At 37.9% G+C, this 17,898-nt stretch carries 12 protein-coding genes; 2 read left to right on the top strand and 10 right to left on the bottom strand.

The annotated features are described in order from the left end of the window. Nucleotides 1-8 precede the first annotated feature (8 nt). The 9 genes from ACHUE3_RS03120 to ACHUE3_RS03080 form a co-directional block, all read right to left on the bottom strand. Nucleotides 9-845 (bottom strand): patatin-like phospholipase family protein, encoded by an 837-nt coding sequence (locus ACHUE3_RS03120; protein WP_394190076.1) that lies wholly within the window; start codon nt 843-845, stop codon nt 9-11. Further along, nucleotides 838-2,073, bottom strand: coding sequence for an ABC transporter permease (locus tag ACHUE3_RS03115; RefSeq protein WP_394190074.1), 1,236 nt, complete (start codon nt 2,071-2,073; stop codon nt 838-840). Before ACHUE3_RS03115 ends, ACHUE3_RS03120 begins: the two co-directional genes overlap by 8 nt. After that, the gene (locus tag ACHUE3_RS03110) at nt 2,073-3,269 is read right to left on the bottom strand and encodes an efflux RND transporter periplasmic adaptor subunit (protein ID WP_394190072.1); all 1,197 of its coding nucleotides are present in this window, start codon (nt 3,267-3,269) and stop codon (nt 2,073-2,075) included. Before ACHUE3_RS03110 ends, ACHUE3_RS03115 begins: the two co-directional genes overlap by 1 nt. Then, nucleotides 3,266-4,441, bottom strand: coding sequence for an efflux RND transporter periplasmic adaptor subunit (locus tag ACHUE3_RS03105; protein WP_394190070.1), 1,176 nt, complete (start codon nt 4,439-4,441; stop codon nt 3,266-3,268). The genes ACHUE3_RS03110 and ACHUE3_RS03105 overlap by 4 nt, the downstream gene beginning before the upstream one ends. Further along, a complete protein-coding gene (locus ACHUE3_RS03100) occupies nt 4,431-5,399 on the bottom strand; it encodes an HlyD family secretion protein (RefSeq protein WP_394190068.1) in 969 nt (322 codons plus the stop codon). The genes ACHUE3_RS03105 and ACHUE3_RS03100 overlap by 11 nt, the downstream gene beginning before the upstream one ends. Beyond that, the gene (locus tag ACHUE3_RS03095; RefSeq protein ID WP_394190066.1) at nt 5,393-6,067 is read right to left on the bottom strand and encodes an ABC transporter ATP-binding protein; all 675 of its coding nucleotides are present in this window, start codon (nt 6,065-6,067) and stop codon (nt 5,393-5,395) included. Before ACHUE3_RS03095 ends, ACHUE3_RS03100 begins: the two co-directional genes overlap by 7 nt. A gap of 275 nt (nt 6,068-6,342) precedes the next feature. Further along, entirely contained in the window at nt 6,343-6,795 is a 453-nt protein-coding gene (locus ACHUE3_RS03090; protein ID WP_394190064.1) for an NfeD family protein, read from the bottom strand. Nucleotides 6,796-6,811: 16 nt separating this feature from the next. After that, nucleotides 6,812-7,765 (bottom strand): SPFH domain-containing protein, encoded by a 954-nt coding sequence (locus ACHUE3_RS03085; RefSeq protein WP_394190062.1) that lies wholly within the window; start codon nt 7,763-7,765, stop codon nt 6,812-6,814. A gap of 158 nt (nt 7,766-7,923) precedes the next feature. After that, a complete protein-coding gene (locus ACHUE3_RS03080) occupies nt 7,924-9,366 on the bottom strand; it encodes a sensor domain-containing diguanylate cyclase (RefSeq protein WP_394190060.1) in 1,443 nt (480 codons plus the stop codon). A gap of 236 nt (nt 9,367-9,602) precedes the next feature. Here ACHUE3_RS03080 and ACHUE3_RS03075 point away from each other — a divergent pair, with 236 nt between their 5' ends. Both ACHUE3_RS03075 and ACHUE3_RS03070 read left to right on the top strand, forming a co-directional pair. Further along, entirely contained in the window at nt 9,603-10,490 is an 888-nt protein-coding gene (locus tag ACHUE3_RS03075; RefSeq protein WP_394190058.1) for a cation diffusion facilitator family transporter, read from the top strand. Nucleotides 10,491-10,603: 113 nt separating this feature from the next. Continuing rightward, nucleotides 10,604-13,375 (top strand): response regulator, encoded by a 2,772-nt coding sequence (locus ACHUE3_RS03070; protein ID WP_394190056.1) that lies wholly within the window; start codon nt 10,604-10,606, stop codon nt 13,373-13,375. Here the strand turns inward: ACHUE3_RS03070 and ACHUE3_RS03065 are convergent. Beyond that, nucleotides 13,372-17,880, bottom strand: a complete 4,509-nt coding sequence (locus ACHUE3_RS03065; protein ID WP_394190054.1) for an EAL domain-containing protein — start codon at nt 17,878-17,880, stop codon at nt 13,372-13,374. The two genes, ACHUE3_RS03070 and ACHUE3_RS03065, sit on opposite strands and share 4 nt — an antisense overlap. Nucleotides 17,881-17,898 lie beyond the last annotated feature (18 nt).

Raw genomic sequence — 17,898 nt, 5'->3', positions numbered from 1 at the left:
AACTCTGGTTAAGAGGTGGACAAATAATGTTTACTTGCATTAATGCCCATCAGGTAACCTTCAGCGAGTTTATTTTTATCTTTAGTCATCCTTCCCACTTTAAAGTCACTTGGTGGCGCAATGATATGTATTTTACAATCTGAGGGGGGAGAGTTAATAAAATCAATGCTGTCGTTGTAATCTTGTGCGCGCTTAAGTGATGCAATTGCTAAATTGGGGGATCGTTTATAAAGTGATTTTGTAAACCAAGAGGACTTTTTAACTTTTTTTCGATAACCTAATGGTTGAGAAAGAATCACTGTTATCTCTTTCGCGCCCATTTCGTAAGATTTGCGAACTGGGATTGAGTCAGCCACGCCCCCATCAGTCATTTCAATGCCATTAATAACTGGGTAATCTCTGTATGCAATAGGTATAGCACATGATGCTTTGAGTTGCTGTTCCATATCGGCCGGTGTGGCTTTAAGATAGTGTGCTTCACCTGTCGCAACAGCGGTAGCAACAATATAAAATTCAGAATGTTGTTGGGCAAATTCGGCTAAATCTAAACGTATATCGGCAATAGTTTGCTGCCATAGCCAGTCTAAATCAAATAAGTGACCACCACGCATAAAGCGTAGCAAGTTAATAAATTCAGGTCGACAAGAGTAATCGGTGATCACCTTATGGTTACGCTTATGTTGCTTACATAAATATGCTGCAATATTAGTAGCCCCTGCAGATACGCCAAAACATTGATTAAACGGTTGATACTGAGCGTTTAAAAAGGCATCGAGCACGCCTGTTGCAAAGATCCCTCGCATTGCGCCACCTTCAACAACGAGGGCATGTTTACTACTAATCACTTTGCAGTGCCTCTATGGGGTCAAGTTGCGAGGCTTTAATTGCTGGGTATACACCAAAAATTAAACCGACCATGGCGCAGATACTAAAAGACAGTACGATTGCCGTCATTGACCATGAAACGGCCCATTGTGAATACATTGAAATCACCTCAGACAATAAAATACCAAATACGACCCCGAGCAACCCACCTAAGATAGAGATAGTAAAGCTTTCAGCAATAAATTGAGTACGAATATCTTTTTGGGTGGCGCCTACAGCACGTAATAAACCAATTTCTTTGGTGCGCTCAAGCACTGTTGCCAACATTATATTCATGATACCTATGCCGCCCACCAGAAGAGAAATGCCGGCGACACATGACATAACAATATTAAAGATTTGCTGAGTCTGTTTTTGTTGAGCTAATAACGCAGCAGGGATAACTAATTCAAAATCGTCAATGTCGCTATGACGATTCTTAAATAAATGTTCTACTGCCTGTGCAGCAATAATTGGATCGACCGTTTTATCAATGGCTAATTTTAAGCTACTTACTTCACTATCAAGCAAGCCACTTTCAAAGCGATGTAATGCTGTACTTAGTGGTATAAATACTTGGTTTTGCTCATTGCCAAGTTTTACGCCTTGAAACTCTTTTTTCTTTAAATAAGGCGCTTGTAAAATACCAATGACCTCAAACCATAAGTGATTTATTTTTATTTGCTGACCAAGAGCATCGCCTAGCGGGAATAATTGTTTTGCAGTATTTGCACCAAGTAAAGCTACTTGTGCGAAGTTTTGCGCATCATGTTGATTCAATGTACGCCCTTGAAACAATTCAAAATGAGATAGATTGAAGTAATTAGCGCTAACCCCTACGGCATGGCCATCGCTATTATTATATTGACTAAATATATGGTAGGTTTCGATGTTTTTTTGCGCTGCGAATGCCGTAACAAATGGCAGTGAGTCATGAGCGACTTGGGCGTCACGTAAGCTTAACCCGGCAGAATGTTTACGCTGTTCTTTTAGTTCTTGTTCATCAAACTCTTTGGCATTAACGATCAGATTATATAAACCCATAGAGTCAATCATTTTCATTGCTTCGCGTTCTGCGCCTTCACCAATATTGAGCATAGCGATGACTGCACCGACACCAAAAATCATGCCTAATAATGTTAATAAAGTACGTAATTTATGTTGGGCGAGTTCTAAGGTAGTGTCGATAAATAAACTTAAGTACTTCATTAGATGTCCTTTATATCTATGAGTGAAATCACATCATTGGTGGCTAAACCGTCAGTGATCTCTACGTGACTCAGGTTATGTTTACCTAAAGTGACGGTGGTTTTTACAAATTCACCTGCTTTTTCAGCATAGACATAGTGAGCATTTTGTTCGGTAAAGACACTTTGCTTTGGTACGATTAAACGTTCACTTAGTGGGTTAACCAAAATACGGGCATTGAGTTTTAATCCAGGGCGAAGGGCCTTGGTTTGTTGGTTAATGCTTGCTTTTAGTTCGTAATATTTTTGCGGATCCCCGCGCTTAATCGATTTTGGAAAGGGTGATACTTCAATTAATTCACCACTAAACTGTTGTTCGGGTAATGCGATCAGTCGAAATTGTACTGATTGCCCAACAGCTAGATCAATAGCCTCTCGCTCAGAAACATACAGTATTAATTGCATTTCGCTTACATCAGGTAGCGCCGCTATTTTTTGTCCTGGCCACATGGTTTCTCCGGCACGAGGTTTTTCACCACGCCAGTTGGTATTATGGGTAAGTAGACCATCGTGCGGGGCAACAATTTCTAACTGTGACAAATTGGTATTGAGCATGGCTAGTTTTTGTTTGTATTGGTTTTCTTTCATTTTCAATAGCATTAATTCGCCGGCTGCGCTTTGCTCAAAGCGATTAGTCTGCCAATTATAGTAATTATGTTTGGCATTTAAGAACTCAACGTTTTGTTGCGAGTCTAAAATATCGAGTTTTGAACGAATACGTTCATCTTCAATAGAATAGTCCTCGGCAAACTGTTTTTCTTCATTCACTAATACAATGTCATGCTCTAAAATAGTTTTGTCTTTATTTATTTCTGCAGACTTTTGGGTTAAGTCTTGTGCTGTTAAAGCCGCTCTATTTGTGTTCTTTTGACTTTGTCTACGCATTTGCTCGCCATCAAAACGCGCAATTACATCTCCTTTTTTAACTTGTCGGTATTCAGGCATCAGCCAAGCTAAGGTTTGTGGACCGCGCGATGAAGCCGGTGCATTGATTATGGTTTCATTGGCTGCAGTTAAATGACCTTTTGCTTCTACTTCAGTTTTAAACTCATGGTGGCTTACTGTGTAAGTAAGGGCATTTTGTATGGGCTTTTCTGTTGAGCAGCCGCCTATAAATAAAATAAGAGCGAGTAAACTTAGGATCAGGCGTATGTTCATAGTTTTACCTCATTACCGTGTTGTAAGCCTTTTTTCACGACAGCCAAGTTATCGGTGAAATGGCTGATCTCGATAAATTGTTTCTCATTTTCAGTCGTTTCAACATAAGGACCTTGTTGATCATAATGAATACTTGCTAATGGAACACTTAGCACTTGGTTCAAGGTGGCTGTGGTGATCTCTAAACGCGCGGTCAGTCCAGGGCGAATAACGCGGGTGTCGAGGTTATCAATACTAACAATTGCGTCGACAATTCGACGTTTATCTTGAGGTGATTTTTCTCTAAATACTCTACCTAAACTGGCAATTTTTCCAGAAACTACAATTTCAGTACTGCCGTCAATGGTAATTTTAACTGGTTGGCCTGTTTCGATTTTACCGCTATCAGGTTCATCTATTTGTGCTTTCACTTGCATATTCTCTAACACAGCAAGCTCAATTACAGGCTGCCCAAATTGAACGCTTTCGCCTATTGAGGACTTTTCACCTTGGTAATTAGTTTTATAGATAACCAAGCCATCTATAGGTGCTTTAACCTTCAGCCGTTCAATATCTTGTAAATAGCCATCTACTTCACTTTGTAGTCTGGCAACTTTACTTTGCGCTGTTTTTAGATTTAGTTCTTTGCTTTGTTGTTGATATGCTTGTTTACTTTTAGCCAGTTTTAAGTCGTTACTTGCAATTGTAAAATCAATTTGTGACTTTTTTCGTTCTACTGCAGAACGAGAGTGATCGACGATGTCAGCTTTACGCTTGGCTTTATCGTAGTTCATTTTCATTTCGGCCACTTGCAAGGTGAGTTCTTGCTCTTTTATAAGTTCTTTATTTTGTGCATTTTCAAGCTGTTTTTTAGCCCGCTCGAGATCTCCTTGTTTATCGATTAGTTTGTCTCGAACCTGTTTATCATCAAAAGATACAACTACTTGGCCTTTTTTTACATTACTATTTTCTGGCAGCATAGTTTTGATTTGATACTGCCACATACGCGCAATAGAAGGAGGGGCGATTATAGCGCTGGTAGCAGATTCTAACTCGCCATTTGCTTTAACGCTGAGTAAAATATCACTGCTTTTAACATTAAAAACTTGCTCATTTGATTCATCACAAGCACTTAACAGAAGTATCGTACTTAATAATAAGGTTTTAAAATAAAAAGTATTATTACTCATCATGAGTTGCCCCTATAGTAAGTTTTGCACTCATACCAGGAAGTAACGTTAAGCCTGCATCATCAAAGTTAAACCGTGCTCTAAAATAGGCATCTTTGCCCCATTGTAAACGTTCCTCAGGCTGGGTTGATATTTCAGTCAACTTGGCTTGTAAAGGTTGCTGTAAATAGGCGTCAAATAATAATTGAGCCTGTTGGCCAAGCTTTAGCTTATGGTAATCAATTTCGTGCACCCATGCTTCAATATACAGTTCGCTCATGGCAGGAATTTCGGCAATTTTCCAACCAGGTTGCGCCGTCATGCCGACAAAGGCTTTTTCACCATTCCATGGGTGATTCGCATAAAGCACAGGGCCGGTTCGCTGTGCTTTGATACTCATACTGGCTAATTGTGTTCTGTTATATTTCAGGTTGGTTGTTAATTGTTTAATTTCGAGTCGTTGTTTATTATGAGCCACTTTGTTCGCGGCTTTAACCTGTACTAACTCTTCGAATGACTTTTGCTTATTAATGAGCGCTTTTTCAAGTTCAAGCTGATTTTTTTGATAGTCATATGTACTTAAATTAGCTTGTGGGATACTCGCATCAATGCGTGCCCGCTGGAGTAATAGCTCGGTACGTTTGTAGTTAAACTCAGCTTCAATTTGTTTTTCTTCATTACTGGTCGTGATCCGAACTAACTCTTCCTTTGCTGCTTCAAGACTGACCTCATCTTGCTCAATTTCACTGGCGATAGAGCCACTATCAAATACCACAACCAAGTCGCCTTGCTGAGCTATATCGCCTTCTTCTCTCATCCATTGTACTTGAACACGCCAATTATCAGATTTAGGTGCATAAAACTGTTGCTGTTCACTGGCTTTTAGTTCACCACTTAGCAGCAAGCTTTGAGCTAGCGTAGCACTTGAACTTAAACACAGAAACGCCCCTAAGCTTATGCTGACTACTTTTTTTACTAACATCCGCTGTCCTCTATTACGCTACCATCTTTCATGCGAATGACGCGTTTTGCATAGGCGGCAATATCTTCTTCATGGGTGACCATAACTAAGGTATGTCCTTGTTGATGAAGAGAGCACAAAAGTTCCATGATTTCATGAGACGTTTTACTATCAAGATTACCAGTGGGTTCATCGGCAAATATAACATTAGGCTCGTTTACTAACGCCCTGGCTATGGCAACGCGTTGACGCTGGCCCCCAGACATCTCAAAAGGCTTATGATGGGCTCGAGCCTGAAGACCTACTTTGTTTAACATGGCCATGGCTCTCTCGCTAGCTTGATGCTTGGGTATGTCAGTATAACGAAGAGGAAGAGCAACGTTGTCTTGCGCACTTAAACGGGTTAGCAAATGAAAGGTTTGAAAGATAAAGCCAATTTTCTTGTTACGAATCGCTGAAAGGCTTATATCATCAATTTCTTTTATACTTTCCCCAGAAAGAAGGTAGTTACCAGATGAAGGAGTATCTAAGCAGCCTAATATATTCATTAAAGTGGATTTACCTGAGCCAGACGCGCCCATAATAGCAACAAACTCACCTTCCTTGATGTGTAACGAGACATTATTTAATGCCATTACTTTTGTTTCACCTGCACCGTAAGTGCGGCAAAGGTTTTCAACCCTGATCATATTATTACTTTTTTTATCATAGTTTTGATCTTATAAACTATCGATAAATATGACGATAAACAAGCTAAAATTGAACTGTAAGTGAAATTGTGTAGTTTTTATTTTTCAATAAAATCAATTGTTAATATTTTGTTTGTTGCTTTTATTGGCATAATTAAAGTGCTTAGGTGTGTGTTAACTTCTAAGGTATGTTCACAAGGGTTCATATAGTTTTGGTTAAGCAGCGTGTACATAAAGCCACGCTGCAAGTTTTGTCGAGCTCTAGAGAATAGATGTTAGATTGCTTCAATCCACATAACGCCTACTTCTTTTTTTATTACTTTTACATGGGTTCCTGCAGGCAATGGTTGGTGACTCTTTAATTTCCAATTGATACCAGAGTAAGCATGCGTAGTTAAACCCAAATCATCAACATCATGTTTAATTATAAAATCTAGCTCAGCAAAGTCACTGTTTATATCTTTGCTGTCTACATTATCTTGCATGCGCTTCAATGGTTTCCACAATAAAAGAGCGCACGCTGAGGTGATCAATGTATTACTCCAAAGAGCTGTTGTCAGTGATGCTTCAAGCAAGCCTACATTCATCATTAAACCGGTTGAAAATAATGAGATGCCTAAAAAAAGCAGTATAAATGTCGATAGCCCAAGCACTGCCACTTCGATAATTAGAGCTATCACACCCAAAATCATTAAGGCTTCGGGTAAATTATTAACAATATACTCCATCAGTTACTCCACAGTGTTAACTTTTTTGCTTTTGGTTTAATGAATTAATAATCGACATACCTTGAGCCACTAATGAGCTTGCGTCGGTGCCATTATCAGGTAACAAAACAACGGATGATTCACGCGCAATGGCTTCTTTTGCGGCAATTGCCTTTGTTGCTAAATCTAGCTGTATTGCTTTTTGACCTTCTTCAGTATCTGCAGCTTCACCAACTTTGCGCAGTGCATCAGCTTGGGCTTCTGCAACAGCTATTATTGCTTTAGCTTCACCCTCTGCTCGCAGTATTTGCTCTGCTTTGTCGGCTTCAGCAGCTAATACTTGCGCTTGCTTTTTACCTTCTGCAACATTGATATTTGCTTGGCGGTCGCCTTCGGATTCTAAAATTTGTGCTCGTTTTACACGCTCCGCTTTCATTTGTGCTTCCATCGCTTCCATTACAGATTGTGGCGGTACAATGTCTTTAATTTCGTAGCGTAAAACCTGGATACCCCAAGGCTCTGCAGCTTGGTTAATAGCAGTGACGATATTTGTATTTAACAGATCTCGTTCTTCAAAGGTTTTATCTAATTCCATTTTACCAAGCTCAGAACGCATAGTGGTTTGTGATAATTGAGTAACTGCAAAAACGTAGTCGTCAACACCGTAAGTTGCTTTGTATGGGTCTAGCACACGAAAATAAAGCACGCCATCTACAATAAGTGAAATGTTGTCTTTGGTTATAGCTGATTGAGAAGGGACATCTTGCGCTTGTTCTTTAAGGCTTCTGTCGGCGGCAATGCGATCTACAAATGGTACAATAAAGTTCAAGCCCGCTTCTTTGGTTGACTGGTATTTACCAAAGCGCTCTATTAACCATGCGCGATTTTGTGGAACAAACTTAACGCTACTTTTAAGCAACACTAAAACAAAGATGAGTAAAAATGCTTCAACAGTAAAAACCATGTTGAGAATTTGCGTAATGGGGTCCATAAGTGCTCTCCTTAGAATCAAGCAACGATGCTTGTTTTTAAAATCTGTACATTTGCAACTAATCTGAGATTACCACTAGTGTACTAATTCGACTAGTAAAAGTTGTTTAATCAGCGTGGCATATAAAGTTAATTAATAGGCTGTTGGACAGCCTATAGCTATTTATCAAATATGCTAATGGTGTTACGCCCTGAGTTTTTAGCTATGTACAAAGCGCTGTCTGCTGCGAGGATCATAGAATCTTCAGTGGTTGTTTTTTCTGGAATACAGGTATAACAACCGATACTTAATGTCAGGTTTTTGGATATAGTTGAAAAATGGTGAGCTATTTGCAATTCGCTAATACATTTTTGCAGTAACTGTGCAAATTGACTGCATTGTTCTTGATCTAAACAAGGTAAAATAATTGCAAACTCTTCGCCTCCGTAACGGGCTGCTAAATCTCCTTCGCGCTTACATAGTGTATGCAGTGCTTTTGCTACCTTTTTAAGAACCTGATCACCTTGTTGGTGGCCGTAATTATCATTGTAGGGTTTAAAGTAGTCAATATCACAAATAATTAAGCTCAGAGGTTGATGGGCGCGCGCTGCTCGAAGGATTTCAGTTTTTAAAGTTTGATCGAATCTGCGTCTGTTTGCGATTGAAGTTAAACTATCAATATTAGCTTGTGTTTCAAGCTCTTTATTTACTTTAATTAACTGTTGTTGCATTTGTTCAATATGCAGTTTGTAGGATGCATTTTTCAATGCGCTAGTGAGTATTTCGCCAACTAATTTTATTCTAATTAAATCTGTTTCTGTCCAATCGTGTGCATCGCTAACACAGTCACACCCTATAAATCCAAATAAAGCGTTTTCAGAGTGTAATGCGATGCATAATAAAGACTTGATACCTTCAGCTTGAAATTCTGCTTTTTCGGGAGCAGCTGCATGAGGCAGCTTATTTACATCAGAGACAATAAAAACGCCGTCACTTTTTAGCTTACTAAAAAAATACGGAAGTGCTTCTTGAGGAATATTCTGTAAGCGTTGTTTAAAGGGAATTATGGTATCATTAACCCACTCATGAGTATTACTCATCAGCATCCCATCTTGACTAAATTGAAACAAATAACTTCGATCGGCCTGACAAAATGTACCAATTGTTTGTAATACACCTTCTATTTTATTATCTATACTATCTGATTGTATATCAATAAGCTGGCTTGAAATCTTAGCGATGACTTCATCAAACTTATCGGACTTTGAGGTATCGTTCAATAGGTCGAAGATATAAATGCTTGTACAGTTATCTATTTTTGTGAGCTTAATACAGACTTTGTTTTGTGTAGGACTTATTAAAAAATTATCATCCGCTAGTGCATGTTCAGCAGACAAGAAGGTAGCCAGTGTAGTTGTGTTGCGTGATAAAGTTGATGTAATAGTAATGTGCTTTAATTTTTCAGAAGTAATTTCGATTTGCTCAGGAAGGTTAAACATATTCATTGCCAGTGCGTTAGAGTACACCGATGACGAGGAGTCGCGCATGATGATAGCGTAGGGCAGAGCTTGCAAAGTACGCCATATAACTTTGGGGTCCTGTTGCTTTTTTGCTGACGACACGATGGTAAAACTACCTTATAACTTCCTATTAACATTGTTAGTTTACAATCAATTACTTAAAAATGGTACTTTTTAGTCGAAATTGATTAATTTATTACCCACTGTATTATGCGAGGGACTTTTTTAGTGCGTTTGTGCACGGGAAGTATTATAATTGATATTGTATATCATTACTGTTTGATTCTTTCATAAATGATGCAATTTCCTTCTATTTTATACAGGTAAACCACACCTTCATGACCGATATTACGACGCATAAAGCTTCTCGGCGACGCCTTTTAATTGCACTTGCAATCACTTGCTCTTTTATGATCATCCAAGTCGTTGGTGCTTATTATGCAAACTCTCTTGCTGTGCTTGCAGATGCAGGACATCTATTTGTACATAATAGCTCACTTTTTATTGCTTTATTAGCATCTAGCTTAGCAATTCATTTGGCTAAAACATATAACGACGGTTATCAAAAAGCAGAGTTAACGGGTGGCTTAATCAATGGTTGTCTTTATTTAGCGATTAGCCTGGTTATTTTGTTTGAGGGTGGTGAGCGATTACTTCATCATCATGAGGGAGAAGGTGTTGCCGTCAATAGTTATTTAATGTCTGTAATAGCCGCTATTGGATTTTTATTTCATGGTGCTGCTGCATGGGTATTATATAAAGGGCGTAAAGCAAGTATTAATGTATATGCTGTTTTTCTTCATTCATTCTTTGATCTTATTTCAACTGTGTCGACTTTTATTGCAGGTGTGCTGATTTATCTCACTGGTTGGACAATTATAGATATATTATCAAGTATGCTTATTGCGTTGTTTGTATTTTTCACGGGAGTCAAAGTGATAATCTCTTGTGTTAAAGGGCTATCGCAAAGTAACGCAAAATTACCAGACGTCAATGATATTGAATCATCAATTAGCCAAGTTGAACATGTAGAAAACGTGCATAATGTGACTGTAACTCGTCGCGAGAAAAAGCTGGTTGTAGGCGCTCATGTCGTATTGAAACAACATTGCACGAAAGAAAAACATGATGAAGCCTGCCGTTTGAAAGTTGAACAACTGTTGGCAAAAAGATTTAATATTGCAGAAAGCGTTCTGCAGATTGAAAGTAACGGATGCCTTCACTGATCTATTAATGAATAAATTTTAACTATTAGGGGATAATTTCGGCAGCTTTAACTTGGCAAAAAAGACTTTTTCCCTTATTTTTAGATGTAGATATTATAGGTTAGGATGGTTTCTTGGTCATATTACAGCATCGCTATTTCCCATTATTTTGTTCCATCCTATTGGCGCTGCTCGCCGGTTTTGCAAACTTATTACCTTTTTGGTTCCTAGATAGTTCAGAGTTTTTGTTTGGCCAGCTTTTTGTCCTACTCTCGCTTTTATTCTTTGGCTTACGTTATGCTTTGTTTGCTTGTTGTATAAGTGCTGCTTTCATATTTTATCGCTGGGGACATTGCTGGCCTTCAATTGTTTTCATGGGTGAAGTTTTTTGGCTCTACTATTTCTGTTACTGCCGTGCTAAACCATTGTTTTTAATTGGGATTGTGTATTGGTTATTAATTGGCTTGCCTGTCCTTGGGTTAATAGGTTTTTTTGTTGTAGATCTGCATTCACTAGGGGTATTCACCGCACTCGTTAAATACTTTTTAAATGCGGCAATTATATTAATTGTTATCGATTTAATAAGCTTCTTTTTTATAAGGCAAACTTGGCAACGCAGTGGTTTGTCTTTGTATCAAATTCTTAATTATATTGTCAGTTTGTTGGTGGTACTCGTTGTGCTATTGACCACCATCTTATTGACTAATAACCATTACACGCGTATTGAATACGAAGTAAAGTCACAACTTCTTCATAAATCAAAAGACATTGCGGCCAAAATAGACTTGTATTTAAATGATTTTAGACGTGGTGTGGTATTAACCGCTAAAGCAATTGAACATGGAATGGATGAAGAGGTTGCACTTGAGAATTTAATGGCTCAGTACCCAAATTTGCGTTCATCAATTATTAGTGATGCAAATGCAATTGCCCGTGTATTCAACCCCATTAGCCTCAAAGAAAGTTTAAATGATGACGCCCCATCTATTGCTGATAGAGATTACTTCATTATTGGTAAAGAAAGACCAAACGGTTACATTTCAAATATATTTGAGAGTCGTGGGTTGGGAGATGTCCCTATTGTGGGCGTTTCTGCACCAATTGTAAAAAATGGTGAGTTTCAAGGTATTGTTGAAGGATCACTTGTATTTGGCTCATTACTTCAATTTAGGCCAAGCTTTTTTGATATTGAAAGCGAACTTATTGTTTTGGACGCAAGTTTGCAAGTTGTATTTAGTACATTGGCAGAAAATTATCCAGTATTAACTCCGATCAGTAATTCTGATTTGGCGCAGCTTGAAGGTAATGACCGAGCTATTATGGAGCAGACAATTAATGGTGAACAATATTATGCTCAATTATTTAAATCTCCAGAGCAGCAGTGGTATGTCATCACTTTATTCAATAGAAAGCATGCTAATTTGGTCGCAGCTGGTGCTTGGCTTCAATCTCTATTTTTAGCTTTGGTCATTATTGTACTCATTGGTATATTTATCACGCGCTTGTCTAGGTGGCTGGTAAGGCCAATAGAAGTTTTAAGTACACAGATAGATGAGTTTGATCCTAAAGAGTCGACTGTCACTTTGTCTCATGATAATAGGTCATGGTTAGAAGTGCATAACCTTCAACAGCAATTTGGCGTGCTCGCGATTAAGCTTAGTAATAGTTTTAATGAACTAGAACAAGCTAACATTGAGAATAAAGCGCTTAATTCAAAGCTGAAAGACTTCAATGTAAAACTTGAAGACCAAGTAAATGAAAAAACAGATGAGTTGATCAAAGCAGTGGCTTTTGCGAATAATGCGAGCCAAGCAAAATCACAGTTTTTAGCTAATATGAGTCATGAAATTCGTACCCCCCTCAATGGTATAATTGGCTTGACGGACATTTTACTCACTGATAACAAGCTCGAAAGTGAAAGCTGTGAACAGTTACAAATGATTCAACAAAGTGCGAACAACTTATTACTGATTTTAAATGATATTTTAGACTTTTCTAAAATAGAAGCGGGTGCGCTGAAGCTTGATGAGCAAGGTGTGAACGTGCGTCAATTAGTTAATCAAGCTGGACAGGTGTTCAGTAATACAGGTGTTAAAGAGGGCGTGACTTTTGAGCTGCAAATTGCGCCTGAGGTTCCCAAAATTATTCATGTTGATGGATTACGGTTAAGTCAGGTCCTCAACAATCTATTGAGCAATGCGGGTAAGTTTACAGCAAAAGGTAAAATTAAATTACAAGTTGAACATAAAGACGGCAATTTACTCATCGCTGTTCAAGATACAGGCATAGGTATTTCACAATCGCAACAAGCTTCCTTGTTTAAGGAGTTTACTCAGGCTGATATATCAACTACTCGGCACTATGGTGGCACAGGGCTCGGCTTAGCTATATGTCAGCGCATTATAACCTTGATGGGGGGGAAGCTTGAGGTAAGTAGCGTGGTAGGTGAGGGCAGCTGTTTTTCTTTATCAATACCAATTACACTTGCACAGTCAGCTGAAATTGTAGAAAAGCAGATTGAAATACCTGACTTATTAAATTTCCGTATTTTGTTAGTAGAAGATAACCCTATAAATCAGATTGTAATATCGAAAATGCTGGCTGACACTGGGTGCTCTTTGCAAACTGCTGGAGACGGTGAATTAGCGCTCTCGTGTATGCGCAAGAGCGAATTTGACTTGATATTGATGGATTGTCAGATGCCGAATATGGACGGTTATCAATGTACCAGAGAAATACGCAAAAATGCGCAGCAGTTCGGCTCAGTAACAATTATTGCAATTACTGCTAACGCTTTTGAAGAAGATAAGAAAAAATGCTTACAGGTAGGTATGAACGACTTCATATCAAAACCCGTTGATAGAGCTCAATTATATAACTGCTTAAAAAAGTGGGCGAACAATTAAATACCATCTAATTGTTTTAGTACTTGATTTAACACAGACTCTTTTAATAGTTCACTTGCTGGCATCGGTTTGGCAAAGTAATAGCCCTGAAAATCATGACAGCCAAGCTTGTTTAGAAACTCTATTTGTTCAAGAGTTTCAACGCCTTCAGCAATGCAATAAAGCCCTAAATTTTCAGCAAGCAAGTAAATTGTTTTAATAATAGATTCATTTGATGCGTCAGAGCCAATATTTCTGACAAAGCTTTGGTCTATCTTAATAACATCAATTGGAAATTGACTTAAGTAAGTCAATGAAGAGTAGCCAGTACCAAAATCATCAAGTAATAACTTAAATCCTGCGTTTCTTAGAGCATGTAACTGTTTTGAAGCCTTTTCTTTGTCTTCTAGTAAGGTGTTTTCAGTGATCTCTAACCGCAACTGAGATGGTTTAATATGATGACGGGCTAAGATTAGTAGAAGTCGCTCACTTAGATTTGATTTTAAAATATGGACGGGTGATAAATTTAACGAAAGATAAAACCGAGGATTTGATCGAAGCAACGAGCAGAGCTCGCTTAATGCTCTGTCTAATGCTTGTTCAGTCAACACATCAATTAAGCCCGCTTCTTCTGCTATAGGAATAAACTCAGCAGGAGATACAAAACTACCCTCGTGTTTCCAGCGCATCAATAGCTCAACCGCATTGATTTTTTTAGTTTTGTTATTAACTATGGGTTGATAATAATTGAATAATAAATCATCTTTAAATGCATCCTTTAAAGCATTTTCTAACAGTAGTTTTTGGGTGATTTTGTCATTCATTTGCTCTGTGAAAAACTTAAAGCCATTTCTACCTGCTTGTTTAGCATGCATCATGGCAATATCAGAGTGGCGAATTAACATGTCTGCAGAATCTGCATCAAATGGGTAGAGAGCCACACCTATACTTGCTGAAATATTAATAGCAAAGTCATTAATTTCGACCCTTTTTCCTAACTCTTCGGAAACGGATTTAACCAAAGTGCTTAATGACTGAGGTGATTTTATGTTTTGTATTAATAATAAAAACTCATCACCACTTTGGCGGCCTAAAACAGAGTCCTTACTTAACATGTTATTAACACGCTGAGTAATATTGCAAAGAAGCTGGTCTCCTACGGCGTGGCCAAAGGAGTCATTAACGGGCTTAAACTTATCTAAATCAATAAACAGTAAGGCTGCTAGAGTTCCATTCTTATCTGCATGTTGAATGACCTTATTGATTTTTTGGTACATTAAAGTACGGTTAGGCAACTTTGTTAGGGGATCGTAATTCGCTAAATAGCGTAACTCGTTCTCTGCTCGCTTTTGCTCAGTTAAGTCTGAAATAACAATCACATAATAACTGATCTCTTTGGTTTCTTTGGCAATAGCAGTAATACTGATATGAATTGGGTGAGCAGGGTTTGTTTTACTTTTAATATATGCATCGCCACGCCAGTTTTCTTTTGCCTTTAGCGTTTTTAGTACATTGATATATTCAACATATTGATGTTTACCTAAAGCGGATAAAAATCGTTTTATATTGAGTTTATCTGCATCAGAATTAATAGAGAATGCGTCTGAAAAGCTGTTATTCACAGAAATAGGCTGATAATTACTATCTAAAATGAGCAGCCAATCATTTATTTGACTAAATGCTTCACCCAAAACGGTTGCGAGTTGAGCATTGGCTCTATGTTGGGTTATGTTGGTGTAAATACCAGAGACTTTAGTCACTTCGCCTTGTTCATTTCTTTGTGATACTCGACCTGTATCTTGATACCAAAGCCAGTGCCCTTTTGCATGTTTAAGTCTGTAAGTGGCTTGCCATTGATTATTACTATTATCAGAGACAAATTCGTCCCATGCTTTTATTAAATGCGCTTTATCATCTGGATGTATAAGTTGACCATATTCTTTAAAACCTACTTCATGACCTGTCATCTGATAGCCAAGCTCTTGAACTAAACGATTCTGTGTGCCTGAACTTGTGCTTAAATTAACCTCCCATACCCCACTATTACTACTGTTTAGTGCCAAGTCTGTTTGCTGCTGAGATTGTAAAACTCGCTTGTGGGAGTTTTCTATTGTGTTGCGTTTGGTTCTGTATTGCCAAACAATAATAAAAACAATAGATAAAGAAATTAGTCCATAAACAAATAATGCCAATGGCGAACGCCATGGCGCATAGGCAACATTAAAATTAAGCTTGGTGGGTTTGCTCATACCATTACTATTGTTAAAGTAAGCGGCAATAGAGAGTTGATAGTTTCCTGGTGGAAGCTTTGTAAAAAAGATTTTATTCTTTTTGTACTTATCATAAGTAAACGAAGTTGGGCCTTTTAAGGTTACCTTATAGCTTGTTTTATCTATATTCAAAAAATCAAAGTTAGAGAAGCTAACTTCCAAGCCCATATCATCAGCACTTAATTGTAAAACGTCATTTTCGTACTGTTCGGGGTGATAATTAAGATCCCGAGAAAATAACTCAATTGCAGTAATCTGCGTGTTTAAATTTCCCTCTGAAAATGGAACACTTAAAAAATCCTGCGGCGCTAATGTTAACAATCCTAGGGTAGTGCCAAATGCAATGCGGCCATCATTGAGTAAAGTATGTGAATCAAGGTTAAACTCGTTAACAGTTAACCCATCTTTTACGGAATAAGAATTTACTTGCAGTGAGTTTAGATTAACGCGATATAAACCATTTTGACTACTCGCCCACAGAAAGCCAAACTGATCAATTTGCAATGCAAAAATAGATTTTGTATTAATGCCCTGAGCAAAATTAATGCGTGTTTTTTCTTCATATGTTGTTGCATCTAATGCAATGAGGCCTTCATGTGAAGAGGCTAGCCATAATGTATTGTTATAGTCGATGACAGTGTCATAAGTGACAACATATGTTAGGGGGTTGTAGTTCTCAACTTCATAGATCAAGGTTAGTTTTTGTGTTGTTTCATTATAGCGATAAAGCGCACCAGAAACACTTATAAGCAACTCATCAGGGACATTTGAAAGGGGTTTTAAAAATGCGTGAGCAGTGTCAGGGTCGAGTAGGTCCCTAAGACCCTTAATAATGCGAGTTTTTCCTGTTTTTCCATCATAAAGGTAATAATTGTCACTATTGAAGAATGCGAAAGTATCAGTCGTTATTTGATGAAAACCATATACACCTGGCTGATTGATAACATCTTTTGTTAACCCTTGTGAGGGAAGAGGCGCCAGCTGTTTAGTTTGTTTATCAAAAAGGGCTAGACCTTCATACAACATAAGCCATAAATAGCGGGTGGGTTCTCCTAGGTCTGCATTTGTAACGCCATACACACTAAATTCACCATAAAACGCTTTTTCGTCATTTGTATCTAAAAAGGTAGTACTTTTATAATCATTATCAAGATGAGTTATGCCATTTTCAGTCCCTAACCAGATTGAGTTCTGTTCGTCTTGAAACACGCTATAAATAACATTGTTGTGTAATTTGCCATTATTGGTTATTTGAATATTACTAAAACGCCGAGCGAGTGTTGGCCACGTAAAAACCCCTTGTGAACGTGATGCTAACCACATATACCCAGATTTATCGACCAAAACTTTGAGTATGGTGTTATCTGTAAAATGAAACTTACTTTGATCAAATTTAAGGATTTGCTCTTTTTGGCCACTTTGGCGGTGGTACTGGTAAAGGCCACTTTCAGTTGCTATGAAGTCACCGTATTGTGTTGTTGTATAGTCCCAAATGTTATTGTCGTTCACCAGTGTTTTAATGTTTGCTAGGTCAAGCTTTGTACCCTCAATTAAGTCAATGGAGTAAAGACCTTCAACAGTTCCAATTATCAAACCAAACAGTTTATCGATGGATAAATATTTAACATTTGTATTGTCAGCATTTTGTTTTGAATCAGGCAAGAATGGAATTTTTGTTATGTAATCATCAATGATTGATTTAGAGTAAAGGCCGTTACTTGTGCCGATGTAAAGATAATTGTTATTAACAGTGAGCGCTCTCACAATATGGTTCTCTTTGTTAATTGAGAACTCGCGAGACATTGATTTTGTAGTCGTGTTATAAAAATAAACGTGGTGATTAATTGCAAAATAAAATGCGTTTTCATCTTGAGCCACTGCGAGAATAGGAGAAAAAACTCTATCTTCTTTATTTAATTTACCTGAATAAATTTGTTCTATGGCTAAGGTGATCGGATCTATGATAAAGGCACCTGAAAATTCTGTAGAGACAAAAATTTTGTTGTCGCGTGTTTTCTTAAGTAAAACGATGGAGTATTGACCGAAAGCAGGAAGAATGTTGACTTTATAACCATCAAACCGATTAAGGCCTTGAAGCGTTCCAATCCAAACATAGCCTAAGTCATCTTGTAGGATATCAGTGACATAACCTTGTGAAAGACCTTCATCAGGCGACAGGCGCTGCAGTTGTTGGGCATAGTTGTTAGCATATGCCGTTTGGGAGCAAATAGCATACATCAAGGCTAAGATTAGCATAAAAAAAGTACTAAAACG

This window comes from Pseudoalteromonas atlantica, from assembly GCF_043641955.1.
Lineage (GTDB): Bacteria > Pseudomonadota > Gammaproteobacteria > Enterobacterales > Alteromonadaceae > Pseudoalteromonas > Pseudoalteromonas atlantica_A.
Note: the sequence above shows the minus strand (reverse complement) of the source record. Positions and strands in the feature narration are given on the sequence as shown.